The organism is Pseudomonas purpurea (assembly GCF_039908635.1).
Lineage (GTDB): Bacteria > Pseudomonadota > Gammaproteobacteria > Pseudomonadales > Pseudomonadaceae > Aquipseudomonas > Aquipseudomonas purpurea.
This window is the reverse complement of record NZ_CP150918.1, coordinates 5,525,228-5,550,228: the sequence shown is the minus strand read 5'-3', so window position 1 is coordinate 5,550,228 and position 25,001 is coordinate 5,525,228. Positions and strand designations below refer to the sequence as shown.

General features: G+C 61.0%; 23 protein-coding genes. 16 read left to right on the top strand and 7 right to left on the bottom strand.

All coding sequences use genetic code 11. The features are described from left to right. Positions 1–96 precede the first annotated feature (96 nt). Positions 97–729 (top strand): 2OG-Fe(II) oxygenase, encoded by a 633-nt coding sequence (locus AABM54_RS25080; protein ID WP_347902585.1) that lies wholly within the window; start codon positions 97–99, stop codon positions 727–729. Between the two features lie 2 nt (positions 730–731). Continuing rightward, on the top strand, positions 732–1,220 hold the full coding sequence (locus tag AABM54_RS25075) for a DUF523 domain-containing protein (protein ID WP_347902584.1): 489 nt from the start codon (positions 732–734) through the stop codon (positions 1,218–1,220). Positions 1,221–1,279: 59 nt separating this feature from the next. On the opposite strand, the gene AABM54_RS25070 is transcribed toward AABM54_RS25075, so the two are convergent. Then, positions 1,280–2,053 (bottom strand): transporter substrate-binding domain-containing protein, encoded by a 774-nt coding sequence (locus AABM54_RS25070; protein ID WP_347902583.1) that lies wholly within the window; start codon positions 2,051–2,053, stop codon positions 1,280–1,282. Between the two features lie 132 nt (positions 2,054–2,185). Here AABM54_RS25070 and AABM54_RS25065 point away from each other — a divergent pair, with 132 nt between their 5' ends. Continuing rightward, positions 2,186–2,626: a DUF4399 domain-containing protein gene (locus AABM54_RS25065; protein WP_347902582.1), complete on the top strand. Its 441-nt coding sequence runs from the start codon at positions 2,186–2,188 to the stop codon at positions 2,624–2,626. 61 nt (positions 2,627–2,687) lie between these two features. Here the strand turns inward: AABM54_RS25065 and serA are convergent, their stop codons facing one another. Further along, positions 2,688–3,917 carry a phosphoglycerate dehydrogenase gene (gene serA / locus AABM54_RS25060; RefSeq protein ID WP_347902581.1) on the bottom strand — a complete coding sequence of 410 codons (1,230 nt, stop codon included), beginning with the start codon at positions 3,915–3,917 and terminating at the stop codon, positions 2,688–2,690. Positions 3,918–4,121: 204 nt separating this feature from the next. Here serA and AABM54_RS25055 point away from each other — a divergent pair, with 204 nt between their 5' ends. The 4 genes from AABM54_RS25055 to AABM54_RS25040 all read left to right on the top strand — a co-directional run bounded on the left by AABM54_RS25055 (position 4,122) and on the right by AABM54_RS25040 (position 8,401). After that, positions 4,122–5,516, top strand: coding sequence for an FAD-binding oxidoreductase (locus AABM54_RS25055; RefSeq protein ID WP_347902580.1), 1,395 nt, complete (start codon positions 4,122–4,124; stop codon positions 5,514–5,516). A gap of 37 nt (positions 5,517–5,553) precedes the next feature. Further along, a complete protein-coding gene (locus AABM54_RS25050) occupies positions 5,554–6,219 on the top strand; it encodes a fumarylacetoacetate hydrolase family protein (protein ID WP_347902579.1) in 666 nt (221 codons plus the stop codon). A 209-nt stretch (positions 6,220–6,428) separates the two neighbouring features. Continuing rightward, complete coding sequence (locus tag AABM54_RS25045; RefSeq protein ID WP_347902578.1) at positions 6,429–7,355, top strand: SdiA-regulated domain-containing protein; 927 nt, start codon at positions 6,429–6,431, stop codon at positions 7,353–7,355. A gap of 131 nt (positions 7,356–7,486) precedes the next feature. Then, entirely contained in the window at positions 7,487–8,401 is a 915-nt protein-coding gene (locus tag AABM54_RS25040) for an SdiA-regulated domain-containing protein (RefSeq protein ID WP_347902577.1), read from the top strand. 3 nt (positions 8,402–8,404) lie between these two features. Here AABM54_RS25040 and AABM54_RS25035 read toward each other — a convergent pair whose 3' ends face one another. Together AABM54_RS25035 and rpiA are read right to left on the bottom strand one after the other, a co-directional pair. After that, entirely contained in the window at positions 8,405–10,351 is a 1,947-nt protein-coding gene (locus AABM54_RS25035) for an autotransporter domain-containing protein (RefSeq protein ID WP_347902576.1), read from the bottom strand. Positions 10,352–10,661: 310 nt separating this feature from the next. Further along, entirely contained in the window at positions 10,662–11,333 is a 672-nt protein-coding gene (rpiA, locus tag AABM54_RS25030; protein WP_347902575.1) for a ribose-5-phosphate isomerase RpiA, read from the bottom strand. Positions 11,334–11,685: 352 nt separating this feature from the next. On the opposite strand from rpiA, the gene ilvA reads away from it, so the two are divergent. Together ilvA and AABM54_RS25020 are read left to right on the top strand one after the other, a co-directional pair. Continuing rightward, positions 11,686–13,200 (top strand): threonine ammonia-lyase, biosynthetic, encoded by a 1,515-nt coding sequence (gene ilvA / locus AABM54_RS25025; RefSeq protein WP_347902574.1) that lies wholly within the window; start codon positions 11,686–11,688, stop codon positions 13,198–13,200. 39 nt (positions 13,201–13,239) lie between these two features. Then, positions 13,240–13,665 (top strand): DUF2269 domain-containing protein, encoded by a 426-nt coding sequence (locus AABM54_RS25020; RefSeq protein ID WP_347902573.1) that lies wholly within the window; start codon positions 13,240–13,242, stop codon positions 13,663–13,665. A 167-nt stretch (positions 13,666–13,832) separates the two neighbouring features. On the opposite strand, the gene AABM54_RS25015 is transcribed toward AABM54_RS25020, so the two are convergent. Continuing rightward, a complete protein-coding gene (locus tag AABM54_RS25015; RefSeq protein ID WP_347902572.1) occupies positions 13,833–14,489 on the bottom strand; it encodes an HAD family hydrolase in 657 nt (218 codons plus the stop codon). A 143-nt stretch (positions 14,490–14,632) separates the two neighbouring features. Here AABM54_RS25015 and AABM54_RS25010 point away from each other — a divergent pair, with 143 nt between their 5' ends. Both AABM54_RS25010 and ptsP read left to right on the top strand, forming a co-directional pair. After that, complete coding sequence (locus AABM54_RS25010) at positions 14,633–15,112, top strand: RNA pyrophosphohydrolase (RefSeq protein ID WP_008064982.1); 480 nt, start codon at positions 14,633–14,635, stop codon at positions 15,110–15,112. A 22-nt stretch (positions 15,113–15,134) separates the two neighbouring features. After that, complete coding sequence (gene ptsP / locus AABM54_RS25005) at positions 15,135–17,414, top strand: phosphoenolpyruvate--protein phosphotransferase (protein ID WP_347902571.1); 2,280 nt, start codon at positions 15,135–15,137, stop codon at positions 17,412–17,414. Positions 17,415–17,575: 161 nt separating this feature from the next. Here the strand turns inward: ptsP and AABM54_RS25000 are convergent, their stop codons facing one another. Beyond that, positions 17,576–18,322, bottom strand: a complete 747-nt coding sequence (locus AABM54_RS25000) for an NRDE family protein (RefSeq protein ID WP_347902570.1) — start codon at positions 18,320–18,322, stop codon at positions 17,576–17,578. Between the two features lie 133 nt (positions 18,323–18,455). On the opposite strand from AABM54_RS25000, the gene AABM54_RS24995 reads away from it, so the two are divergent. From AABM54_RS24995 to AABM54_RS24985, 3 genes are all read left to right on the top strand, one after another. Then, on the top strand, positions 18,456–19,238 hold the full coding sequence (locus tag AABM54_RS24995) for a sulfite exporter TauE/SafE family protein (protein ID WP_347902569.1): 783 nt from the start codon (positions 18,456–18,458) through the stop codon (positions 19,236–19,238). A gap of 96 nt (positions 19,239–19,334) precedes the next feature. Continuing rightward, positions 19,335–20,144, top strand: coding sequence for a prolipoprotein diacylglyceryl transferase (lgt, locus tag AABM54_RS24990; protein WP_347902568.1), 810 nt, complete (start codon positions 19,335–19,337; stop codon positions 20,142–20,144). Positions 20,145–20,207: 63 nt separating this feature from the next. Further along, positions 20,208–21,179: a thymidylate synthase gene (locus AABM54_RS24985; RefSeq protein ID WP_347902567.1), complete on the top strand. Its 972-nt coding sequence runs from the start codon at positions 20,208–20,210 to the stop codon at positions 21,177–21,179. 126 nt (positions 21,180–21,305) lie between these two features. Here AABM54_RS24985 and cadR read toward each other — a convergent pair whose 3' ends face one another. Then, positions 21,306–21,755 carry a Cd(II)/Pb(II)-responsive transcriptional regulator gene (gene cadR / locus AABM54_RS24980; protein WP_347902566.1) on the bottom strand — a complete coding sequence of 150 codons (450 nt, stop codon included), beginning with the start codon at positions 21,753–21,755 and terminating at the stop codon, positions 21,306–21,308. Between the two features lie 85 nt (positions 21,756–21,840). Between cadR and AABM54_RS24975 the strand changes: the two genes are divergently transcribed. Both AABM54_RS24975 and AABM54_RS24970 read left to right on the top strand, forming a co-directional pair. Then, positions 21,841–24,111, top strand: coding sequence for a heavy metal translocating P-type ATPase (locus AABM54_RS24975; RefSeq protein WP_347902565.1), 2,271 nt, complete (start codon positions 21,841–21,843; stop codon positions 24,109–24,111). A gap of 16 nt (positions 24,112–24,127) precedes the next feature. Then, positions 24,128–24,991, top strand: a complete 864-nt coding sequence (locus AABM54_RS24970; protein WP_347902564.1) for a LysR family transcriptional regulator — start codon at positions 24,128–24,130, stop codon at positions 24,989–24,991. The last annotated feature ends 10 nt before the right edge of the window (positions 24,992–25,001 follow it).

Genomic DNA, 25,001 nt, shown 5'->3' with positions numbered 1-25,001 from the left:
CAGCAGGCGACCATTCTCCGGGGCCAGACACACGTTGTCGAGAATTCGTATCAGCCCGCTACACGGCTCTGTCGGATTTTCAGGCACAGGAATACTATGCGCGGCATGCAAATACCCTCTGATCACCCGCTGCTGTTACGTATCGTCGACGACCTGGCTGAACGCGGCTGGTCGCAGCAGAATATTTTCCTGCCCCAGGACCTGACCCTGGAGCTGGCGGCCGAGTGCCGTAAACGTGCGGCTGAGGGTGAACTCGCCCCGGCGGCGGTGGGACGCGGGCCTTTTTCGGAGATTCGCGAGGGGATTCGCGGCGACCACATTCAGTGGCTCGAACCCGGCCAGGCCGAGCCGTGCGACAGCTACCTGGGGCTGATGGACAGCCTGCGCGAGGCCATGAATCGCGGGCTGTTCCTGGGGCTGGAGGATTTCGAAAGCCATTTCGCCCTGTACCCGCCCGGTGCGTTCTACCTCAAGCACGTCGACCGCTTTCGCGACGACGACCGGCGCATGGTCTCGGCGGTGATTTACCTCAATGACGCCTGGCTGCCGGAACATGGCGGCCAGTTGCGCATGTACCTGGAAGAGGGTGTTGAACACGACGTGGTGCCGACCGGCGGTTGCCTGGTGGTGTTCCTGTCGGGTGAAGTGCCCCATGAAGTCATGCCCGCGACCCGGGATCGCCTGTCGTTGACCGGCTGGTTTCGGCGGCGGGGCAACGAGCCGTTCTGACTATGCACAAAATCCTTGTGAGTCGCTGCCTGCTCGGCCACCGCGTGCGTTACGACGGCGGGGCGAGCGGGCCGTTCAACCAATTGGAGCAGTGGATTGCCGAAGGCCGGGTAGTGCCGCTGTGCCCGGAGGTCGCCGGCGGCTTGCCGACGCCAAGGGCTGCGGCGGAGATTCCGGGCGGGCAGGGTATTGAAGTCCTCGACGGCCGTGCACGGGTGATGACGAGCGAGGGCGAGGACGTCAGCGCCGAATTCCTCTCGGGCGCCCGGCAGGCACTGGAGCTGGTGCAAAGACACGCCATCCGGATCGCCGTGCTGAAGGCCAACAGCCCGTCCTGCGGCAACCTGCTGACGTATGATGGCACCTTCAGTGGGGTCAAGGTCAGCGGCGAGGGTGTTACCGCAGCCTTGTTGACCCGCCATGGCGTGCAGGTGTTCAGCGAGCTGGAGTTGGCTGAGGCGGCGGTCGCGTTGGCAGCGCTCATCCAATAGGGTTCACCTGTTCCTGTGGGTGCGAGCAGGCTCGTTCCCACATTGGGAATCCCCTTGCCTTACGGTTTTGGCGGCAAGCTCGCGTCCATGCCGAACCACTTCTCGGACAATGCCATCAACCGGCCATCAGCCTTGATCCGCTGCAAAGCGCTGTCGAGGCTGGCCTGGAAGGCCGGGTTACCCTTCTGGAAGGGAATGCCCAGACTCAGGGTCGGCCCGACCTTGGCGCCTTCCTTGACCGGTAAACGGCTTTCGCGGATCGCGTAGGGAATCAGCAGGCGATCACTGATGGCCGCGTCGATTTGCTTGTCGGCCACTTCCTTGATCGGTTGCTGGGCGTCGGGGTAGCTGCGCAGGTCGATGCCTTCCACGGTGCGTGCCTGGTCAACGAACTGGCTGCCTTGCGCCACGCCCAGCGCCTGCCCCTTGAGTGCCTGCAAAGTGCCGAGTGGGCGTTGCTCTTCCTTGCGCACAATCAATTGTGCGCTGGAATAGCTGTAAGGCTCGCTGAAGTCGAAACGGTCTTTGAGTTCCGGAGTCATTGCTATGTGGTTGATGGCGATGTCGTACTTGCCGCTCTCGACGCCTGGCAGCAGGTCTGACTCTTCGGCGACGACGAAGTCGGCCCGCACATCGAGTTCACCGGCCAGCAATTGCCCCAACTCCACCTCGAAACCGGTGAGTTTGCCGTCATCCTTGAAATTGAACGGTGGGGTATTGGCTTCCAGGGCGATACGCAGTTCGCCTCGGTCATTCACATCGTCGATCAGTTCGGCAAAAGCACAGGTGCTTACAAGCGGCAGAGACAGTAACAGGCCAGGCCAAAAACGCATGGTCACTCCTTTGTATTTTGATGGGCGATGCGCCGTTGCGGCTCGCTTTGCTATGGTGGTGGTTGCCTTCGACAACGAATTGCTACGAAGTTGTCATAACCGCACGGATTTTGCGAAAAACTGGAGAATAGTATGAAACCCTTTATGTCACGTGCCGCTTTGGCCGGTTTGCTCCTGAGTGCCTCGATGCTCGCGGGTGCTGCAGACGGGATTCCTCGTACCCCGGCCCCCAAGGATGCGAAAGTGTATATCGTCTCCCCGGCTGACGGCGCCACGGTCGGCGAATCTTTCAAGGTCAAGTTCGCGGTCGAGGGCGTTGCCCTGGCGCCAGCGGGCGACCAGACCAAAAACACCGGTCACCACCACTTGCTGATCGATGTCGACAAACTGCCGGCCGAGAACATGCCCATCCCGATGGACGCCAATCACATGCACTTCGGCAAGGCGCAAACCGAAGCCGACATCAAACTGGCTCCGGGCAAACATACACTGCAACTGGAGCTGGGTGACAAGAACCACGTGCCGTTCGATCCACCCATCGTGTCGGAAAAAATCACCGTGACGGTCAAGTAAGCAGTTTTCAGGCATGAAAAAGGGAGACCCGCGGGTCTCCCTTTTTATTGACGCTTGAGCGTTAGAACAACACGCGGCAACGAATGGTGCCGTTGATGTGTTGCAGCTTCTCTTGCGCCAGGTCCGAGTACTCGGCGTCGACGTCGATGACCACGTAGCCGACTTTCTCGTTGGTTTGCAGGAACTGACCGGAGATGTTGATACCGTTTTCGGCGAAAACCTTGTTGATCTCGCTCATCACACCCGGGATGTTCTCGTGGATGTGCAGCAAACGGTGCTTGCCAGGGTGAGCCGGCAGGGCCACTTCCGGGAAATTGACCGAAGACACCGACGTACCGTTGTCGCTGTACTTGACCAGTTTCTCTGCCACTTCCAGACCGATGTTGGCCTGCGCTTCAGCGGTAGAACCGCCGATGTGCGGGGTCAGGATCACGTTGTCCAGGCCACGCAGCGGGCTTTCGAACTCTTCGTCGTTGGAGCGTGGCTCCACCGGGAATACATCGATGGCCGCGCCGATCAGGTGCTTGTCCTTGATCGCGTCCGCCAGGGCTTGCAGTTCAACCACAGTGCCGCGAGCGGCGTTGATCAGGATCCCGCCCTTCTTGATGGCGCGGATTTCTTTCTCGCCGATCATCCACTGGGTGGCAGCGGTTTCCGGAACGTGCAGGGTCACGATGTCGGACATGCCCAGCAGTTCGTGCAGGTTGCCGACCTGGGTCGCGTTGCCCAGCGGCAGCTTGGTCACGGTGTCGTAGAAGTACACCTGCATCCCTAAGCCTTCAGCCAGGACCGACAGTTGAGTACCGATCGAGCCATAACCGACGATGCCCAGCTTCTTGCCGCGGATTTCGAAGGAGTTGGCTGCGCTCTTGATCCAGCCGCCACGGTGGCAGGAAGCGTTTTTCTCAGGGATGCCGCGCAGCAACAGGATCGCTTCGGCCAATACCAGCTCGGCCACCGAACGGGTGTTGGAGTACGGCGCGTTGAACACGGCGATACCGCGTTCGCGGGCAGCGCTCAGGTCGACCTGGTTGGTGCCGATGCAGAAACAGCCCACGGCGACCAGTTTCTTCGCGTGATCGAAGATTTCTTCGGTCAGTTGAGTACGGGAGCGAATGCCGATGAAGTGAGCATCAGCGATCTTTTCCTTCAGCTGGGCTTCCGGCAGAGAACCTGTGAGGTACTCGATGCTGGTGTAGCCCGCCGCCTTGAGGACGTCGACAGCTGATTGGTGGACGCCTTCGAGAAGAAGGAACTTGATCTTGCTCTTATCGAGAGAAGTCTTGCTCATCTGCGTAAACCTGTATCCCGGAGAAAAATGGCAGGGAATCGAGCAGCGCAAGCTGACCCGGACGGCAGGAAAGCCGTCACCGCAGAACGCCCTTGGGCACTATCCTGCGGGGTCGGTATGCTAGCATACGCTCCCCGCTAAACACTCATTCCTGCGACGTGAAGCGTTCTCAGGATGACCATGAATTGTTCGAGAGTTCTGTCGATGACCAATCCTGCCCTGATTGATGAGCTGAAGACCCTGGTTGAGCCTGGCAAGGTGCTGACCGATGCCGACTCCCTCAATGCTTATGGCAAGGATTGGACCAAGCATTTCGCCCCGGCCCCGACGGCCATTGTGTTTCCCAAGACCACCGAACAGGTCCAGGCCATTGTCCGTTGGGCCAATGAACACAAGGTCGCGCTGGTGCCGTCCGGTGGTCGCACCGGTCTGTCCGCTGCCGCCGTCGCCGCCAATGGCGAAGTGGTGGTGTCGTTCGACTACATGAACCAGATCCTCGACGTGAACCTGACCGACCGCACGGCGGTCTGCCAGCCAGGCGTGGTCACTGAACAACTGCAAAACCGCGCCGAAGAAAATGGCCTGTACTACCCGGTGGACTTCGCTTCTGCCGGTTCCAGTCAGATTGGCGGCAACATCGGCACCAATGCCGGTGGGATCAAGGTTATTCGCTACGGCATGACCCGTAACTGGGTCGCTGGCATGACAGTCGTGACCGGCAAGGGCGATGTGCTGGAGCTGAACCGTGACCTGATCAAGAACGCCACGGGTTACGACCTCCGTCAGCTGTTCATCGGCGCTGAAGGCACTCTGGGTTTTGTGGTCGAAGCGACCATGCGCCTGGACCGTGCGCCGAAAAACCTCACCGCGATGGTGCTTGGCACCGCCGATTTCGACTCGATCATGCCGGTGCTGCACGCTTTCCAAAGCAAGCTCGACCTGACGGCGTTTGAATTCTTTTCCGACAAGGCCCTGGCCAAAGTCCTGGCGCGCGGCGATGTGCCGGCGCCATTCGAATCCGACTGCCCGTTCTACGCGCTGCTGGAATTCGAAGCGACCACTGAGGAAGTGGCCAACCACGCCCTGGAAACCTTCGAGCATTGCGTGGAGCAGGGCTGGGTGCTGGACGGCGTGATGAGCCAAAGCGAATCGCAACTGCAAAACCTCTGGAAGCTGCGCGAATACATCTCCGAAACCATTTCCCACTGGACGCCGTACAAGAACGACATCTCGGTCACCGTGTCGAAAGTGCCGGCGTTCCTCAAGGAAATCGACGCGATCGTCGGCGAGCACTACCCGGACTTCGAAATCGTCTGGTTCGGGCACATCGGCGATGGCAACCTGCACTTGAACATCCTCAAACCAGAAAACCTGAGCAAGGATGAGTTCTTCGCCAAGTGCGCGACCGTCAACAAGTGGGTGTTCGAAACCGTCGAGAAGTACAACGGCTCGATTTCCGCCGAACACGGCGTGGGCATGACCAAGCGTGATTACTTGACCTACAGCCGTTCCCCGGTTGAGATCGAGTACATGAAAGCGGTCAAGGCGGTGTTCGACCCGAACGGCATCATGAACCCGGGCAAGATCTTCGCTGTTTGAAACTGCTGCACCTGATGAATCCATAAGGGAGTCGGTAATGAGCTATCAGCACCAGTATGTCGACGGTACGCGTATTCACTTCCCGCTCGGGAAAGTGGTGTGCATCGGGCGTAACTACACCGAACACGCCAAGGAACTGGATAACCCGGTACCGACCGAGCCGCTGTTGTTCATCAAGCCGGGCAGTTGCGTGGTACCGCTGGAAGGCGGTTTTACCATTCCGACCGAGCGTGGCTCGGTGCATTACGAGGCGGAAATCGCGGTGTTGATCGGCAAGCCCTTGTCGACCAAGCCGAGCCGCGAAGAAGTGCTCGATGCCATCTCCGGCTTCGCGCCCGCGCTGGACCTGACCCTGCGTGACAAACAGGCCGAGCTCAAGTCCAAGGGCCTGCCGTGGGAAATCGCCAAGTCGTTCGACGGCGCGGCGGTATTTGCACCGTTTGTGGCCGCCGGTACGTTTGCCGACCTGGCCGACATTGGCATTCGCCTGACCATCAACGGTGAGGTTCGCCAGGACGGCAACAGCAGCGCCATGCTCAATCCGATTGTGCCGATGATCCAGCACATGGCCGGCTGCTTCTCGCTGCAGGCCGGTGACGTGATTCTCACCGGCACGCCAGTGGGCGTCGGCCCGCTGAATGTCGGCGATGAACTGGTGTTGGAACTGCCCGGCGTCAGCCGTTTCACCAGCCGCGTTCGCTAGCCCAAACACCGAAAAACCCCGTGGGAGAGAGTCGGGCAGGCGTTCAGTCTGCTCGCTCCCACACTGGTTTTTGTGATCTGCAGTAAAAGGGCAATCCCGCCATTTGCCATTTTTTTTACATCAAATCTGGATAATTTTCGCTTCTGGGCGTCTTAGCCTGACTCCTTGTGCTATTACCCTTAGCCTGAATTTCTGGAACGCTTTCCTTGATGGACACTCAACCGCTGCCCGAACTCAAGATTTCTCGCCGCTCGCGTTTCTCCATGCGCTGGTATTCCTGGCTGTTGCTGGTCGGGGTGGTGGTGTATGGCGTATCGGTGGCGATGCATTGGGATGATCGTGGCCTGCTTTGGGTGTCGGAGCGCTTTGAAAGCCCGGCTGCACGCAAGGAAAGTATCTGGTTGCCGGATTACCGTGCGGTAGTCGACGCGAAACTGTTGCCGGGCATGGAAGGCGATGAAGCATCGGACCTGGCCTACAACCCGTTGAGCAAGACCCTATTCTCGGTCATGGGCAAAAAGCCGTTCCTGGCTGAGCTGACGCTGCAAGGTGATGTACTGCGCAAGATCAAACTGGTGGGCTGGGGTAACCCTGAAGGCGTGGCGGTGATGGAAAACGGCCTGATCGCCATCGTCGATGAACGCAAGCACGTGCTGTCCATCGTCAAGGTCGAGCCCGACACCCTTGAGCTGAACATCAACAACTTCCCCCAGTACGACCTCGGTCCGTCCAAGGATCAGAACAAGGCCTTCGAGGCGATTGCCTGGGACCCGCGCAAGCAGCAATTGCTGTTGGGTGAAGAGCGCCCACCGGCGCTGTTTACCTGGAAAAGCGACGGCAGCCAGACGCTGACGGGCGACAAGCAGAAACTGCCCAGCGACGAATTGGACCTGCGCAACCTGTCGGCCCTGGCGATTGATCCACGCACCGGACATACCCTGGTGTTGTCCGCCGACTCTCACCTGCTGCTCGAACTCGACGAGCAGGGCGAGCAGGTCAGCTTCATGACCCTGCTGGGTGGCTTTAATGGCTTGAAAGACACCATCCCGCGGGCTGAGGGCGTGGCCATGGACGAGGCCGGGACGCTCTATATCGTGAGTGAGCCGAACCTGTTCTATCGGTTCGAAAAGAAGTAGGGCCCTCGCGTTTTGGCTGTTGGCCGTTATGTTTGGATAAACATCGGCAGCCAATCTGATTCAGGATTAAGTTTGAATTCATGAAATCGTGGTATTTCATCCCACCCTTTTTGACTTTGAGCTTTCTGCGAATGCGCCGACTTGCCCGCCCCACCCCCATACTGCTGATCGTATGCTGCGTTGCCTTGTTGGTTTCGGGGTTCGCCGGGCAGCATTACCGTCTGTTCGAGCGGGCCTGGTTCAACTGGCAATCCTGGCTGGGGCCGGTCGACGAGCAGTCCATGGGCTTGGCTCAGTATCGGGTGACCCTTGAGGCGCAACCCATCGTCGGGCTGGACGATGACGTGTCGGCCCTGACCTACGACCCGGTGCGAAAAAGCCTGTTTACCGTCACCAATCAAAACGCCGAGCTGATCGAGCTGTCCCTCGACGGCCACATTCTGCGCCGCGTGGCGTTGGTCGGCTTCGGTGATCCAGAAGCCGTTGAGTTCATCAGCGCCAACACCTATGTCATCACTGACGAGCGCCAGCAACGCCTGATCAAGATTCACCTGCAAGACGACACGGTGTTTCTCGATGCCGCGGACGCCGAGCAAATCAGCCTCGGTGTGCACATGCGCAGCAACAAAGGGTTCGAAGGGTTGGCCTACGATTCGGTGGGCAAAAGGTTGTTCGTGGCCAAGGAACGCGACCCGATGCTGATCTATGAGGTGCAGGGGTTTCCCCACTACAACCCGGAGAAGTCCTACGCCGTGCATGTGATCAACAACCCCAAGCGCGATGCCGGGTTGTTCGTGCGCGATTTGTCGAGCCTGCAATACGACGAGCGCAGCGGTCATTTGCTGGCATTGTCGGATGAGTCGCGGCTGGTGATCGAGCTGGATGTCGATGGTCGGCCGCTGAGTACGATGTCATTGCTCAAGGGCCGCCAGGGGTTGCGTGAAACCGTGCCGCAAGCGGAAGGGATCGCCATGGACGATGACGGCACGGTGTACCTGGTGAGCGAGCCGAACCTGTTCTACGTCTTCAAGCAGCCGGCTCGCTAAGGCTTAGAACATCCACTGCACGCCGAGGGAGTAACCGGTCTGGCTGCCTTCGTCGTGACCGATGCGGCTGTTGACCTCCGCGAACACCCCAAGCTGTGGAGTGATTGCCAATTGGCTGCCGACTTGTGCGCGGCCAAAGCTCTTGTCCACGGAGCCCAGTTCGGCGACGCGCACCTGGCTGTCGGCGCGGCTGGTGAGGTCGAGGTCTTCCAGGCGCCCGTCACCCAACTCCTTGACCCACGCGATGTCGCCGTAAGGCAGCAGGCTCATGCCGTAAGGCAGGCCCAGCGTGCCGCGTACGCGCCAGCCGAGGCTGGCTTCCAGCGAATCGAAGCGTTGTTCCTGATAGCCGAGGGCGGTGCGCAAGTCCTGTTTCTCGTGGAAGCCGTCGATGCGGTAGTGATTGTAGTCGAGACCGGCGAAGGGGCCGCTCTTGACCGGGCCGAAGTCGAAGTCATAACCGCCGAGCACCCGCGCGCCGAGGGTCAGGGCGTCGGTGTCACCGGTGAGCTGTTGATTGAGCAACACCGGGCCGCCATTGGCCTGGATCACCAGGTTACGTTTCGAGTCGAAACGCGTACGGCCGGCGCTCAGGTCGCCCGCCAGCCATTGCGGCCCGCCATCGTTGAGCAAGGCGTAGACCGCTGCCTGCCAGGTGTCGCTGTCGAGTTTGCCGCCGTGCTCCAGTTTGTCGCGACCGCTGAGGTAGCTGAGGCTGGCGCCGATGTTCAGGCTTGAACTCAACTGATAATCGCCGAGTGCGTGCACGCCCAGGCGACGTGCTTCTGGGTTGGGCGCCGTGTCGAAACCGCTGTCGGGGTTGTATTCGCCGTCGACGCCGATTTCGCCATCAAAACTGCCGACCTCGCGGCTCATGGCTTGCAGCGTCAGCCAGCGGCGGTCATGCAGGCGCACCATGGCTTGATGCTGGCGTTGCAGGTTGTCCTGCTGATTGCGTGCTACCGCACCGCCCGAGGCGGTGGAAGCCAGCAGGTCGGCGTTGGTCAGTTCCAGCACGAGGCGGCTGAGCAGGCGCGAGTAATCGCGCAGGCGCTGGTCGATGCGTTCCTGGCCGAAGGCGTTGGTCAGGACTTTCTCGTTGTCTTCGGCCGGGTCATGCCAGGTCGAACCGCCGGGGATCGCCGGGTTGCTGGTCTGGGTGTAGCCGTCCATGGCGCCCAGTTCCCAGTTGGTGGCTTCTATATAGAGAATCGGGACGTTGAGCTTTTCAAAGGCCTCGCCGTCGCTGCAGCAACCGGTGCCTTTGGGGTAGGCCGGGTCGAGGCCAGGGTTGGTGAACAGGTTGATGTTCAGTTCCCTGGCGATTTTCAAGGTGTGTTCGCGCAAGGACGCCAAGGCCGGGTTGTCGATGCTGTTCTGGCCCGCGTGGGCGTACATCATGTCGCCAGTGATCAGGCTGTCGAGGTTGATCATGGCCAGCATGTTGGCGCGCTGGCTGGCGCTCAGGGATTCGACAAACGCCTTGGAACCGCGCAGGCCTTCTTCTTCGGCGCCGAAGCCGACCACTTGCAAGCCGTTCTCCAGTTTCAGGCCGCCGAGGTTGCGGGCGATTTCCGTCAGTACGCTGGCGCCGGAACCGTTGTCGTCCAGGCCTTGCAGGGTCGGGCGACCGAAGTAGGTGTCGAAGTGCGCACCGACCACGACGTACTGCGGTTTCGTGCCGGCAGCGTAGGCGACCACGTTCTGCGAACGGCGGCTGCCACTGTTCCAGCTGAAATCCTGACGGCTGATGCTGTAGGCGTTGCCCATCTGGCTTTGCATCCAGTCGGCAGCGCCGGCGAAGTTGGCGGTGCCGCGATAGCGGCCGGGGTAATCGTTGATCAGGCGATCCAGGGTGGTGGCGGCATGTTCGCCGTACTCGTAGGCCTGGCTTGGGAGGGAGAGCAGGGCGCTGGCAACACTGACAGCAAGCGCGAGGGGCTTAATCACAGGAATCTTCCTTGAGCATGGTGGGAAAAGTCGGGACGTTTGCACAATGCGCGCCTCATTCCGTGGGCGGCCGTGGTTTGGCGCATGGCTTATAGGGAGCGTCGCATGGCTGTAATTTGTAACGGTTTTGATACTGAATGTCGCGCGCCGGGCTGCGATGCACTGCGCAAAATCGGGCATTAGTTCGCCGAAATGCTGCGAAAAGTAGCACTTGTGATTGAGCCGGGGAGGGAGTGTGGCGGGGATGTATCGAAATGCTTACGTGATCGACCCCCACGCAGGGCGTGCGGGGTCGATCAGCGTGTCAGGCTCAGGCCTTGAGGGTTTTCACGCCTTCAGCGGTACCCAACAGCAGCAAGTCAGCCGGACGGGCGGCGAACAGGCCGTTGGTGACAACGCCGACGATGGCGTTGATTTGGGTTTCCAGTTCCACCGGGTTGGTGATCTGCATGTTGAACACGTCGAGGATGATGTTGCCGTTGTCGGTCAACACGCCTTCGCGATACACCGGGTCGCCGCCCAGTTTCACCAGCTCGCGGGCCACGTGGCTGCGGGCCATCGGGATCACTTCGACCGGCAGCGGGAACGCCCCGAGTACCGGCACCAGTTTGCTGGCGTCGGCGATGCAGATGAAGGTCTTGGCCACGGCCGCGACGATCTTCTCGCGGGTCAGGGCTGCGCCGCCACCCTTGATCAGGTTCAGGTGTTCGTCGCTTTCATCGGCGCCGTCGACGTAGAACTCCAGGTCGCTGACAGTGTTCAGTTCATACACTGGAATGCCATGGCCCTTGAGCCGTGCAGCGGTGGCTTCGGAACTGGCGACCGCACCGTCGAACGCGCCTTTGTGCAACGCCAGCGCATCGATGAAGCAGTTGGCGGTGGAGCCGGTGCCGACCCCGACGATGCTTTTGTCGTCGAGTTTCGGAAGGATGAAGTCGACAGCGGCCTGGGCTACTGCCTGTTTGAGTTGATCCTGGGTCATGCGGGCTCCGAGGTGCCAAAGGGTAACGAAAGGCCCGCATTATAAGCCCCGAGGTGGTGAAGGTCATTGCCCGATTGGCGGGGCGGCGGCGCACATTGGCTTTTGTGGCGAGGGAGCTTGCTCCCGCTCGGCCGCGCAGCGGTCGTAAAATCAGTGTGCAAGATCTTTCTGGTTTGTCTTGCGGTCTGGACCGCAGGGGAGCGCTTCGCGCTCCAGCGGGAGCAAGCTCCCTCGCCACAATGAATCAATGGTGGCCGGAAGAGGGCTAAAACCTCTGGATTCGTGTGGTCGCCCGGCCAAAAGCCGGGTTAGACTCGTTGGCCCTGCCCAACCCGCTCAGTGATGCTTTCCGATGCTCGAACAGTACGTCAAAAAGATCCTCACCTCGCGCGTTTATGACGTTGCCGTAGAAACCCCATTGCAGACTGCTCGCCAGCTCTCCGAGCGGCTGGGCAACAAGATTTGGCTCAAGCGTGAAGACTTGCAGCCGGTGTTCTCGTTCAAGATTCGTGGCGCCTACAACAAGCTGACCCAGTTGAGTGCTGAAGAGCGCGCCCGTGGCGTGGTCACGGCTTCGGCGGGCAACCACGCGCAGGGCCTGGCCCTGGCGGCCAAGGTGTTGGGCGTGAAAGCGACCATCGTCATGCCCAAGACCACCCCGGAAATCAAAGTCGAAGGCGTGCGCTCGCGCGGCGGCAAAGTGGTGCTGCACGGTGATTCCTTTCCGGAAGCGCTGGCCTACTCGCTGAAACTGGTCGACGAAAAAGGCTACGTCTACATTCACCCTTACGACGATCCCCACACCATTGCCGGGCAGGGCACTGTGGCGATGGAAATTCTGCGCCAGCACCCAGGGCCGCTGGACGCGATTTTTGTGCCGGTGGGCGGCGGTGGCCTGATTGCCGGGATCGCGGCGTACGTGAAATACCTGCGCCCGGAAATCAAAATCATCGGCGTCGAGCCCGACGACTCGAACTGCTTGCAAGCGGCCATGGCGGCCGGTGTGCGCGTGGTGTTGCCGACAGTGGGCCTGTTTGCCGATGGCGTGGCGGTGGCCCAGATCGGTCAGCACACGTTTGATATCTGCAAAGACTATGTCGATGAAGTGATCACCGTCAGCACTGACGAGATCTGCGCGGCGATCAAGGATATCTACGACGATACCCGCTCGATCACCGAGCCGGCCGGCGCACTGGGCGTGGCCGGGATCAAGAAGTACGTCGAGCTGCGTGGTGTTACCGGGCAAACCCTGGTGGCCATCGACTCCGGTGCCAACGTCAACTTCGACCGTTTGCGCCATGTGGCCGAGCGCGCCGAACTGGGCGAAGGCCGCGAAGCGATCATCGCCGTGACCATCCCCGAGAAACCGGGCAGCTTCAAGGCGTTCTGCGAAGCCATCGGCAAACGCCAGATCACTGAATTCAACTACCGCTACAGCACCGGCAGCGAGGCGCATATTTTCGTGGGCGTGCAGACGCATCCGGAGACCGACCCGCGCAGCGCATTGATCGCGAGCCTGGTGCAGCAGGGTTTCCCGGTGCTCGACCTGACCGACAACGAACTGGCCAAATTGCACATCCGTCACATGGTCGGTGGTCGCGCGGCGCATGTCGTGGATGAAGTGGTGTTGCGCTTCGAGTTCCCGGAGCGCCCGGGTGCGTTGTTCAACTTCCTGCATAAGCTTGGCGGGCGCTGGAACATTTCGATGTTCCACTACCGCAACCATGGCGCGGCCGATGGCCGGGTGGTCGCCGGCCTGCAAGTGCCTGATGACGAGCGTCACCTGGTGCCGGCGGCGTTGGCAGAAATCGGTTATCCGTACTGGGATGAGAGCAACAACCCGGCCTATAAGCTGTTTCTCGGCTGAACGGCTACGCTGATGAGCAGCCTTTAAGGAAATCAAACCATGGAAACATTAACCGCCCTCAAGGCTGCGCATGTCGCGGCGACGGTTGTGCTGTTGCTGAGTGCACTGGGGCTGGCGATCTGGGTCTGGCGTACGCGACGCAACGGTGACGCCTCGGCACCTGCGCGGACGTTGCAGCGGCCCTGGGTCTTTGTCTGGTTGCTGATGGGCCTGGCGTTGCTGAGCATGCCGTTCACCGGTTGGTGGCTGGTCCACCTGGTGGGTTGGCCGCTGGGGCAGACCTGGTTGCTGGCCTCCAGCGTGATCTACACCGTGGCGGCGCTGGCCTGGTTCTGGCTAGTGGTGCGGCTGAACAAGCTGCGCAAGGCTAAGGTGGGCGGCGGCAAGTTCACCTTCGCGTTGGCGGTGTTCAGTTTTGTGTGTTTTATCGCGATTGCGGGATTGATGGGCGCCAAGCCGGTTTAACCTGATTCACGCTATCAACTGTGGCGAGGGAGCTTGCTCCCGCTGGAGCGCGAAGCGCTCCTGAAGTCTGCAAGGACGTTTTTTCAGACGGAACGCGTTGGCCTGATTTGCGGCCGCTGCGCGACCGAACGGGAGCAAGCTCCCTCGCCACAGGTAAAGCGCTGACCTCAGTCGCGCAACGATATGACCGGCCAGCCACGCTTCTGGGCTTCAGCGCGCAAATTCGGATCAGGATCGACCGCCACAGCGTGAGTCACCTGCTCCAGCAGCGACAGGTCATTCATTGAGTCGCTGTAGAAATAGCTGTCTTCAAGCGACAACCCCGTCTCTTCCAGCCAACGATTCAAACGCGTCACCTTGCCTTCGCGAAAGCACGGCACGTCGGTGCTGCGCCCGCTGTAGCGGCCGTCGACCATTTCGCATTCGGTGGCGATCAGGGTTTCAACCCCCAGGCGCTCGGCAATCGGCCCGGTCACGAAGCGGTTGGTGGCGGTGATGATCACCAGTTTGTCGCCGGCAGCGCGGTGTTTGGCCAGCAGTTCGAGCCCCTTGGGCAACACGATCGGCTCGATGCAGTCGCGCATGTAGTCGCGGTGCCATTCATCGAGCTGGGCCATGTCGGTGCGGCCGAGGATCTCCAGGCAAAAGTTCAGGTACTCGGCGTTATCCAGCTTGCCAGCCAGGTAATCCTGGTAGAACTCGTCGTTGCGTGCCTTGTAGGCGACGGGGTCGAGAATTCCGCGCTCGCACAGGTAATCGCCCCAAGCGTGATCACTGTCACCGCCCAGAAGGGTGTTGTCCAAGTCGAATAAAGCCAGGCGCATTGCAGTTACCCGCTGAAAAGTCTGTAAAAAGGCCACAAGAATACGGTCTTTTCACAAGAGTGCACATAAGGTAGGAAGCTTCGTTGCCGCATTCACAACCTTTGTGGAACAATGCGGCGACATGCGTTTGCGAGGTTGTTGCCGTGATCGACCCCGATGGTTTCCGCCCCAATGTCGGGATTATTCTCACGAATGATGCTGGCCAGGTGCTATGGGCTCGCCGTATCAATCAAGATGCCTGGCAGTTTCCTCAAGGGGGGATCAACCCGCAGGAGACGCCGGAAGACGCCTTGTACCGCGAGCTGAACGAAGAAGTGGGTCTGGAGCGCGAAGATGTTGAAATACTCGCCTGCACCCGGGGCTGGTTGCGCTATCGTTTGCCGCAACGTCTGGTCCGAACCCACAGCCAACCGCTGTGTATCGGCCAGAAACAGAAATGGTTTCTCCTGCGCCTGGTCTCCAACGAGCAGCGGGTGCGGATGGATTTGACCGGTAAACCGGAGTTCGATGGCTGGCGCTGGGTCAGTTATTGGTATCCGTTGGGCCAGGTGGTGACATTCAAGCGCGAGGTGTATCGCCGCGCTCTCAAAGAGCTTGCCCCGCGCCTTTTAGCGCGCGACTGACGACGGAGTTCGACCCCGAGCCATGCTCAATACGCTGCGCAAGATCGTCCAGGAAGTTAACTCCGCCAAGGATCTCAAGGCGGCGTTGGGGATTATTGTGTTGCGCGTCAAAGAGGCCATGGGCAGCCAGGTCTGCTCGGTCTACCTGCTCGACCCCGAGACCAACCGTTTCGTGTTGATGGCCACCGAGGGCTTGAACAAGCGCTCGATCGGCAAGGTCAGCATGGCACCCAACGAAGGTCTGGTCGGCCTGGTCGGCACGCGTGAAGAACCCCTGAACCTCGAAAATGCCGCGGATCACCCGCGCTATCGCTACTTTGCCGAAACCGGTGAAGAGCGTTATGCCTCGTTCCTCGGTGCACCGATCATTCACCACCGCCGCGTCGTCGGCGTGTTGGTCATCCAGCAAAAAGAACGTCGCCAGTTCGACGAAGGTGAAGAAGCCTTCCTGGTGACCATGAGCGCCCAGCTCGCCGGCGTAATCGCCCACGCCGAGGCCACCGGCTCGATCCGTGGCCTGGGTCGCCAGGGCAAAGGCATTCAGGAAGCAAAGTTCGTCGGCGTACCAGGTTCGCCCGGCGCGGCGGTCGGGACCGCGGTGGTCATGCTGCCACCGGCCGACCTGGACGTGGTGCCCGATAAAACCATCCACGACATCGACGCCGAGCTGGGTCTGTTCAAGACCGCCATCGAAGGCGTGCGCGCCGACATGCGCGCCTTGTCCGCCAAGCTCGCCACCCAGTTGCGGCCCGAAGAGCGGGCGCTGTTCGACGTCTACCTGATGATGCTCGATGATGCCTCGCTGGGCAGCGAAGTGACGACCATCATCAAGACCGGCCAGTGGGCCCAGGGCGCGTTGCGTCAGGTGGTCACCGATCACGTCAACCGCTTCGAACTGATGGACGACGCCTACCTGCGCGAACGCGCTTCGGACGTCAAGGACCTAGGTCGTCGTCTGCTGGCGTACTTGCAGGAAGAGCGCCAGCAAACCCTGGTCTACCCCGACAACACCATTCTGATCAGCGAAGAACTGACGCCGGCCATGCTCGGCGAAGTGCCGGAAGGCAAGCTGGTGGGTCTGGTGTCGGTACTCGGTTCCGGCAACTCCCACGTGGCGATCCTGGCACGCGCCATGGGCATCCCGACGGTGATGGGCCTGGTCGACCTGCCGTATTCCAAGGTCGACGGCATCGACATGATCGTCGACGGCTACCACGGCGAGGTCTACACCAACCCCAGCGACGTGCTGCGCAAGCAGTTCGCCGAGGTGGTCGAGGAAGAGAAGCAACTGGCCCTCGGGCTGGATGCACTGCGCGACCTGCCGTGCGTGACCCTCGACGGCCACCGCATGCCGCTGTGGGTCAACACTGGCCTGTTGGCGGACGTGGCGCGGGCGCAAAAGCGCGGCGCCGAGGGTGTGGGCCTGTACCGCACCGAAGTGCCGTTCATGATCAATCAACGGTTCCCGAGTGAAAAGGAGCAGCTGGCGATCTATCGCGAGCAACTCGCCGCCTTCCACCCGCAACCGGTGACCATGCGCAGCCTGGACATTGGCGGCGACAAGTCACTGTCGTACTTCCCGATCAAGGAAGACAACCCGTTCCTGGGCTGGCGCGGGATTCGCGTCACCCTCGACCACCCGGAGATTTTCCTGGTACAGACCCGCGCCATGCTCAAGGCCAGTGAAGGCCTGAACAACCTGCGTATTCTGTTGCCGATGATTTCCGGCATTCACGAACTCGAAGAAGCCTTGCACCTGATTCACCGCGCCTGGGGTGAAGTGCGCGACGAAGGCACCGACGTGCCGATGCCACCGGTTGGTGTGATGATCGAGATTCCGGCGGCGGTGTACCAGACCAAGGAACTGGCGCGGCAGGTGGACTTCCTGTCGGTCGGCTCCAACGACCTGACCCAGTACCTGCTGGCCGTGGACCGCAACAACCCGCGAGTGGCCGACCTCTACGACTACCTGCACCCGGCAGTGCTGCAAGCGCTGCAAACCGTGGTGCGCGACGCCCATGCCGAAGGCAAGCCTGTGAGCATCTGTGGCGAGATGGCCGGTGACCCGGCAGCGGCGGTGCTGTTGATGGCGATGGGGTTCGACAGCTTGTCGATGAACGCCACCAACCTGCCGAAAGTGAAGTGGATGCTGCGCCAGATCAACCTGACGTGGGCCAAGGACCTGCTCGCTGAGCTGATGACCATCGACAACCCGCAAGTTATCCACAGCTCGCTGCAACTGGCGCTGAAGAACCTTGGGTTGGCGCGGATGATCAATCCGGCGGCGATCAAGACCCTCTGAAACGCTGGCGGCCCCTGTGGCGAGGGAGCTTGCTCCCGTCCGGCTGCGAAGCAGTCGTAAGCCGGCCAATGCGATCTTTCTGAAAGAGCGCATTGGCCGAATTGGGAGCGCTTCGCGCTCCAGCGGGAGCAAGCTCCCTCGCCACTATTTATGACCTGCCTTTAAATTCTCAACTCCACCTCCCCCAAATGCCCGCCATACGGCCCGAAGCTGCGCTCGACCATCACCCGCGTCCCATCCGCCTGAACAATCAGCGCGGTACTCGCTCGTGTCCCGTAACTTGGGCTGGCAATGAACACACTCGACAACAAACTCTCGGTCGCCAAGCCGACTCCAGTGTCCGGAAGTTCGGCGAATGGTGCGGTGTGCGGGTCGCTTAACAAGTCCAGCAACGCCTGCGGTTGAGGGTCGGCCAGCACTTCGCTCAACGCAGCCTTGGCCTTGAGCACTTTCGGCCAAGGGGTGTCGAGGCCGGCATTCGACAGGCCATAGACACCCGCCGCCAGCAACACCGGTTCAGGTGCCAGCGCGTGGTAGTGCCAGAGCTCCCTGGCGTTGCCGACCAACAGGTTGAAGCCGGCATATTCCAGTGAACGTCGAGAAACGTCGGTCAAATAGTCATCAATCGACATGTCACCACTGAGAAAACGCGCCACCAACTCGCCTCGGGATTTACGCGCGGGGGGTTGGTGCGGGTTGCGGATGTTGGTCAGCGCGGCAAAGCGCCCGTTGGCGCCAATGCCGAGCCAGGTGCCACCGGCCTCCAGGTCACGACCGGCGTACACCTGCGGGGCTTCGGGCCATTGGGCCAGCGGCAGGCTGGGGCGGGCATAAAACTCATCGCGGTTGGCCGCGACGATCAGCGGCGTTGCGTGGCCGGGGCGCCAGGCGAAAACGATCAGGCACATAAGGCTGTCCCTTGGTGTTTTTTTGCCACTCTACGCAGACATCGGCCGGGTATCCATCGCCATCCAGTGGAGCTTGGTGCCATGCATCCGTTACCATGCGGCGGCTATTTTTGAGAAGCGGATAAGGACGGTCATGGAATTTCTGCTCTACATGGTGCTGGGTGCCTGCGCAGGCGTGTTGGCCGGGCTGTTCGGGGTCGGTGGCGGGATCATCATTGTCCCGGTGCTGGTGTTCAGTTTCTCCTTGCAGGGCTTTGATCCGTCGGTACTCACCCACCTGGCGGTCGGCACGTCGCTGGCGACCATCATCTTTACCTCGGTCAATGCGGTTCGCGAGCATCAGCGCAAAGGCGCGGTGCGCTGGCCGATCTTTGTCTGGATGACCCTGGGGATTCTCCTCGGCGCAGGCTTTGGTGCGATGACCGCCGAAGCGATCTCCGGCCCGCACTTGCAGAAAATCATCGGCGTGTTTGCCCTGGTGATCGCCGTGCAAATGGCCCTGGAGCTCAAACCCAAGGCCAGCCGAACCGTTCCCGGCAAGGTGGGTCTGACCCTGGCCGGCAGCGTAATTGGCTGGGCCTCGGCGATTTTCGGGATTGGCGGCGGTTCGTTGACCGTGCCGTTCCTGACCTGGCGCAGCGTGCCGATGCAGCAAGCCGTGGCGACTTCATCGGCCTGTGGCCTGCCGATCGCATTGGCCAGTGCATTAAGTTTCATGATTCTGGGCTGGCACGATCCCCTGTTACCCGCCCATAGTCTGGGGTTCATTTATTTACCGGCGCTGCTGGGCATTGCCCTGACCAGCATGCTGTTCGCCCGTTTCGGCGCACGACTGGCCCACAAGCTGTCGCCGCGTTTGCTCAAAAGACTGTTTGCCGCTTTGCTGTTGTGCGTGGGCACCAGCTTTTTGCTCTGAGCCCTTTGCTTCGAGCCGTGGCGCAATCCTGGCTTAATCCCGGCGTGGCACGGTCGCGCCAGGAATTTTAGGTTTCAACTCTAACGAGGAGTCGTAATGCTGCCTTACCCGCAGATTGACCCGGTGGCCCTGGCCATCGGCCCGCTGAAAATCCACTGGTACGGCCTGATGTACCTGATCGGTATCGGCGGCGCGTGGTTGCTGGCGTCGAGCCGGATGAACCGCTTCGACCCGACCTGGACCAAGGAGAAGCTCTCCGACATGGTCTTCTGGATGTCGATGGGCGTGATTGTCGGCGGCCGCCTGGGTTATGTGCTGTTTTACGACCTGAGCGCCTACATCGCCAACCCGCTGCTGATTTTCGAGGTGTGGAAGGGCGGCATGTCGTTCCACGGAGGCTTCATCGGCGTGATGCTGGCGGCACTGTGGTTTGGCAAAAAGAACGGCAAGTCGTTCTTCCAGCTGATGGACTTCGTCGCACCGATGGTGCCGATCGGCCTGGGTGCCGGGCGCATTGGCAACTTCATCAACGCCGAGCTGTGGGGCAAGCCGACCGACCTGCCGTGGGCGATGATCTTCCCGACCGATCCGGCGCAGCTGGCGCGCCACCCGTCGCAGCTGTACCAGTTCGCCCTCGAAGGCGTGGCATTGTTTGTCATCCTTTGGCTGTACTCGCGCAAGCCTCGGCCGACCATGGCGGTCTCCGGGATGTTCGCGCTGTTCTACGGGATCTTCCGGTTCGTCGTTGAACTGGTGCGGGTGCCGGACGCGCAACTCGGCTACCTGGCATTCGGCTGGGTGACCATGGGTCAGGTGCTGTGCATCCCGATGATCGTCGGCGGCCTGTATCTGATCTGGCTGGCCTACAACCGCGCCCCGGCGACTCCCGCTACTCCGGCGCCTTGACGCGCCGCGCTCTACATTCGAAACGCAGGGCTGCGGCCCTGCGTTCAAGGACACAGGTAATTCATGAAGCAATATCTCGATCTGGTCGCCCACGTCATCAAGAACGGCACCAAACAAGCCAACCGTACCGGCGTGAACACCATCAGCTTCCCCGGCGCGATGCTGCGTTATGACCTGAAAGAAGGTTTCCCGGCGATCACCACCCGCAAGATGGCCTTCAAATCGGCCATTGGCGAGATGTGCGGTTTCCTGCGCGGCGTGAACAATGCAGCTGAGTTCCGTGCGCTGGGCTGCAAGGTCTGGGACCAGAACGCCAACGAAAACGCCCAGTGGCTGGCCAACCCGTTCCGTCAGGGCGAAGACGACCTGGGCGAGATCTACGGCGTGCAATGGCGCAAATGGCCGGCGTACAAGCAGATCCCGGTCAGCAATCAGGCGGCTATCGAGCAGACCTTGAGCCAGGGCTATCGGCAGATCGCCGAAGGCGAAGAAAACGGCCAGGCCTACGTGGTGCTGTACAAGGCCATCGACCAGATTCGCCAGTGCGTCGACACCATCATCAAGGACCCGGGCAGCCGCCGGATCCTGTTCCACGGCTGGAACGTTGCGCAGCTGGATGAAATGGCCCTGCCGCCGTGCCACCTGCTGTATCAGTTCCACCCGAATGTCGAGACCAGGGAAATTTCCCTGACCCTCTACATCCGTTCCAACGACCTGGGCCTGGGCACGCCGTTCAACCTCACCGAAGGCGCCGCGCTGCTGAGCCTCATCGGTCGCCTGACCGGCTACACGCCACGCTGGTTCACCTATTTCATCGGTGATGCCCACGTCTACGAAAACCATTTGGACATGCTCAACGAACAGCTCAAGCGCGAGCCGTTCCCGATGCCAAAACTGGTGATCTCCGACCGCGTGCCGGAGTTTGCCAAGACCGGTGTGTACCAGCCGGAGTGGCTGGAACAGATCGAGCCAAGCGACTTCTCGCTGGAAGGCTACGAACACCATGCGCCAATGACCGCGCCGATGGCGGTCTAAGCCTTAACACTGGCCCAATGTGGGAGCGAGCCTGCTCGCGAATGCAATCGGTCAGCTGATATCAATGTTGGCTGACACAGCGCTTTCGCGAGCAGGCTCGCTCCCACAGTCGTTTTGTGGTGTTGATCAGTGCCCGTGGCTACGCCCGACATGGGAAGGCTCGGTCTCACTGGCCACCACTCCGCCGCTGACTTCCAGCCGCTGCAAAATCCCGCACTGTTCGATATCCGGCCCTTCGCTGCAGCGTTGGCGCAGGTCGATGAGTTGTGCCTGCAAGGCCAGCAAACCGTCGATCCGTGCCTTGACGTGAAGGATGTGCTCGTCGACCAGCGCGTTGACGCTTTCGCACTGATCCTGCGGGCTGTCGCGCAGGGCCAGCAGGCTGCGGATTTCTTCGAGGGTCATGTCGAGGGTGCGGCAGTTGCGGATGAAGGTCAGGCGTTCGGTGTGGGCCTGGGTGTAGACACGGTAGTTGCCGTCACTGCGGGCGGGTTCCGGCAGCAGGCCTTCGCGTTCGTAATAGCGGATGGTTTCGACCGCGCAGTCGGTCAGTTTGGCCAGTTCGCCGATCTTCATCGTGGCAATCTCCGATTGGGTGCTTGACCCTATAGTGGCTACAGGGTCTTTACTTGGCAACAGGCACCTTCATGGACGCAACCCGATGAGCGATTCCCTGCACACCCACAAGCCCCACGCTGATCACGATCACGATCACAGCCACACGCTCAAGCCTGTGGAGAAACACGATCACGCCAGCCATGGCGGTTCTTGCTGTTCCAGCGCGGCGGCGCCCTCACTGATCAAACTCAGTGAAACGCCAACCGACGGTGCGCGCCTGAGCCGCTTCCGGATCGAGGCCATGGACTGCCCGACCGAGCAGACGCTGATCCAGAACAAACTCGGCAAACTAGCGGGTGTGCAGCAACTGGAATTCAACCTGATCAACCGCGTACTCGGCGTGACCCACGACCTGCCGACTACCGCGTCGATCATCGCCGCGATCAAGTCCATCGGCATGGTTGCCGAACCGATCGAGGAGGGCGCCGACGCGCAAGCCGGCAGCCTGGCCCCGGTGAAAAAGCCCTGGTGGCCGTTGGCGCTCTCGGGTGTCGGTGCCTTGGCGGCTGAAGTGATTCACTTCACCAGCGCCGCGCCGACCTGGGTGGTGGCCATCGTCGCGCTGGTGTCGATCCTCAGCGGTGGCTTGGGTACCTACAAAAAGGGCTGGATCGCCCTGAAGAACCTCAACCTGAACATCAACGCACTGATGAGCATCGCGGTGACCGGTGCGGTGTTGATTGGGCAGTGGCCGGAAGCGGCGATGGTGATGTTCCTGTTCACCGTGGCCGAGTTGATCGAAGCCAAATCCCTGGACCGCGCGCGCAATGCCATCAGCGGCCTGATGCAGATGACACCGGAAAAGGTCACCGTGCAGCAACAGGACGGTAACTGGGTCGAATCAGAAGCCAAAAACATCGAACTGGGTGCGCGGGTGCGGGTGCGTCCCGGCGAGCGCATTGGCCTGGACGGTGTCGTGGTGTCCGGCAACTCGACCATCGACCAAGCGCCGATTACCGGTGAAAGCCTGCCGGTGGAGAAAACCGTCGGCGACAAAGTCTTCGCCGGCACCATCAATCAGGCCGGTTCCCTGGAATACACCGTGACTGCGGCGGCCAACAACTCGACCCTGGCGCGGATCATTCATGCCGTGGAAGAGGCGCAAGGCGCACGGGCGCCGACCCAGCGCTTTGTCGACAGCTTCTCGAAAATCTACACCCCGGTGGTGTTCATCTTCGCCTTGGGCGTGGCGCTTGTCCCGCCGCTGTTCATGGGCGCGGCGTGGTTTGACTGGATCTACCGTGCGCTGGTGTTGCTGGTGGTCGCGTGCCCGTGTGCACTGGTGATTTCCACCCCGGTGACCATCGTCAGCGGCCTCGCGGCGGCGGCGCGCAAAGGCATCCTGATCAAGGGCGGCGTGTACCTGGAGGGCGGTTACAAACTCGATTACCTGGCGCTCGACAAGACCGGCACCATCACCCACGGCAAACCGGTGCAGACCGATTACCTGTCCCTGGACCCAACGGTGGAGGCCACCGCGCAAGTGCTCGCCGCCAGCCTGGCCGGGCGTTCGGATCACCCGGTGTCGCTGGCCATCGCCAACGCAGCGGTGGATAAACAGTTGGCGCTGCGTGCTGTGGATAACTTCGAAGCACTGACCGGCCGGGGCGTGCGCGGCGAGATCAACGGTCAGGTGTACCACCTGGGCAACCATCGCTTGGTCGAAGAACTGGGCCTGTGCTCGCCCGCGCTGGAAGAAAAACTGTTCGCCCTGGAAAAACAGGGCAAGACCGTGGTGTTGCTGCTCGACACCTCGGGCCCGTTGGCGCTGTTTGCCGTGGCGGACACGGTCAAGGAATCCAGCCGCGAAGCCATCCGGCAGTTGCATGACCTGGGTATCAAAACCCTGATGCTGACCGGCGACAACCCACACACCGCCCAGGCGATTGCCGCGCAGGTGGGGATTGATCAGGCCCGGGGCGACTTGCTGCCGACCGACAAACTCAACGCCATCGAAGCGCTGTACGCCCAAGGACACCGGGTCGGCATGGTCGGCGACGGCATCAACGACGCCCCGGCGCTGGCCCGTGCACAGATCGGTTTCGCGATGGCCGCCGCTGGCACCGACACGGCGATTGAAACCGCCGATGTCGCCCTGATGGACGACGATCTACGCAAGATTCCCGCCTTCATTCGCCTGTCGCGCCAGACCTCTACGGTCCTCACGCAAAATATCGCCTTGGCATTGGTCATCAAGGCGATCTTTCTTGGGGTAACCTTCGCAGGGCTCGCCACCATGTGGATGGCGGTGTTCGCCGACATGGGCGTGGCCCTGCTGGTGGTGTTCAATGGTCTGCGCCTGTTGCGCAAATAAATGAAGTGAGGGTGTTGTGCTGAGTGCCGAGCTGAAGGCGTTTTACATGGTCGCGCGTTTGGGCAGTATTACCCTGGCGGCGAAAAAGCTTGGCCTGAGCCAGCCCACGGTAACGACTCAGATTCGGCATCTGGAAAGCCAGTATTCGGTTGAGTTGTTCTATCGCGGCGGTCGTCGGCTGACAGTCAGCGACGAAGGGGCGCGGTTGCTGCCGATGGTCAAGACGCTGATGCAGCAGGAGGCCGACATCGAGTTTTTCCTGCGCAACAGCGGCCAGGTCCAGGGCGCGTTGCGCATCGCCGCGACCGCACCGTATTACATTCTGGATCTGGTAAAGGCGTTCCGTGAGCGCTTGCCGCAGGTGGAAGTCTCGGTGGAAATCGGCAACTCCCAGCAGGTGCTCGAAGCGCTTGAGGACTACCGGGTCGACCTGGCCGCGTCTTCGCAGTTGCTGGAGGACGCGCGATTGATCCGCCGCGTACTCGGCACCGACCCGCTGGTGCTGGCGGTGCATCGCAACCATCCGCTGGCGGTGCATGATCATGTGCAGCTCAGTGCGCTGGCCGGGCACACTTTATTGATGCGTGAAACCGGCTCGACCACCCGGCGCCTGACGGAAGAACTGCTGGCCAGCGCGGGGGTGAGTTTTGGCCCGTTGCTGGAGATCGGCAGCCGTGAATCGATCCGTGAAGCGGTGCTGCGCAACATCGGCATCAGCATCATCGCCCGCCAGGAAGTGCCCCACGATCCGCAGTTGCGGGTGCTGACCCTCGAAAACGCGCCGCAGATCCCCGAATACCTGTACTGCCTCAAGGAACGCAAAAACGCCCGTCTGCCGGCAGCATTCCTCGGCCTGGCCCAGGAAATGTCCCCGGCCTAGAGATCGTTCC

Excerpts from the sequence above, each read along its gene's own strand:
- serA (WP_347902581.1), bottom strand. The coding sequence starts at position 3,917 with ATGAGCAAGACTTCTCTCGATAAGAGCAAGATCAAGTTCCTTCTTCTC.
- AABM54_RS25075 (WP_347902584.1), top strand. The coding sequence starts at position 732 with ATGCACAAAATCCTTGTGAGTCGCTGCCTGCTCGGCCACCGCGTGCGT.
- AABM54_RS25000 (WP_347902570.1), bottom strand. The coding sequence starts at position 18,322 with ATGTGCCTGATCGTTTTCGCCTGGCGCCCCGGCCACGCAACGCCGCTG.
- AABM54_RS25040 (WP_347902577.1), top strand. The coding sequence starts at position 7,487 with ATGCGCCGACTTGCCCGCCCCACCCCCATACTGCTGATCGTATGCTGC.
- AABM54_RS25065 (WP_347902582.1), top strand. The coding sequence starts at position 2,186 with ATGAAACCCTTTATGTCACGTGCCGCTTTGGCCGGTTTGCTCCTGAGT.
- AABM54_RS25080 (WP_347902585.1), top strand. The coding sequence starts at position 97 with ATGCGCGGCATGCAAATACCCTCTGATCACCCGCTGCTGTTACGTATC.
- AABM54_RS24985 (WP_347902567.1), top strand. The coding sequence starts at position 20,208 with ATGAAGCAATATCTCGATCTGGTCGCCCACGTCATCAAGAACGGCACC.
- AABM54_RS25055 (WP_347902580.1), top strand. The coding sequence starts at position 4,122 with ATGACCAATCCTGCCCTGATTGATGAGCTGAAGACCCTGGTTGAGCCT.
- AABM54_RS25015 (WP_347902572.1), bottom strand. The coding sequence starts at position 14,489 with ATGCGCCTGGCTTTATTCGACTTGGACAACACCCTTCTGGGCGGTGAC.
- rpiA (WP_347902575.1), bottom strand. The coding sequence starts at position 11,333 with ATGACCCAGGATCAACTCAAACAGGCAGTAGCCCAGGCCGCTGTCGAC.
- cadR (WP_347902566.1), bottom strand. The coding sequence starts at position 21,755 with ATGAAGATCGGCGAACTGGCCAAACTGACCGACTGCGCGGTCGAAACC.
- AABM54_RS24975 (WP_347902565.1), top strand. The coding sequence starts at position 21,841 with ATGAGCGATTCCCTGCACACCCACAAGCCCCACGCTGATCACGATCAC.
- AABM54_RS25045 (WP_347902578.1), top strand. The coding sequence starts at position 6,429 with ATGGACACTCAACCGCTGCCCGAACTCAAGATTTCTCGCCGCTCGCGT.
- AABM54_RS25070 (WP_347902583.1), bottom strand. The coding sequence starts at position 2,053 with ATGCGTTTTTGGCCTGGCCTGTTACTGTCTCTGCCGCTTGTAAGCACC.
- AABM54_RS25050 (WP_347902579.1), top strand. The coding sequence starts at position 5,554 with ATGAGCTATCAGCACCAGTATGTCGACGGTACGCGTATTCACTTCCCG.
- ptsP (WP_347902571.1), top strand. The coding sequence starts at position 15,135 with ATGCTCAATACGCTGCGCAAGATCGTCCAGGAAGTTAACTCCGCCAAG.
- lgt (WP_347902568.1), top strand. The coding sequence starts at position 19,335 with ATGCTGCCTTACCCGCAGATTGACCCGGTGGCCCTGGCCATCGGCCCG.
- ilvA (WP_347902574.1), top strand. The coding sequence starts at position 11,686 with ATGCTCGAACAGTACGTCAAAAAGATCCTCACCTCGCGCGTTTATGAC.
- AABM54_RS24995 (WP_347902569.1), top strand. The coding sequence starts at position 18,456 with ATGGAATTTCTGCTCTACATGGTGCTGGGTGCCTGCGCAGGCGTGTTG.
- AABM54_RS25020 (WP_347902573.1), top strand. The coding sequence starts at position 13,240 with ATGGAAACATTAACCGCCCTCAAGGCTGCGCATGTCGCGGCGACGGTT.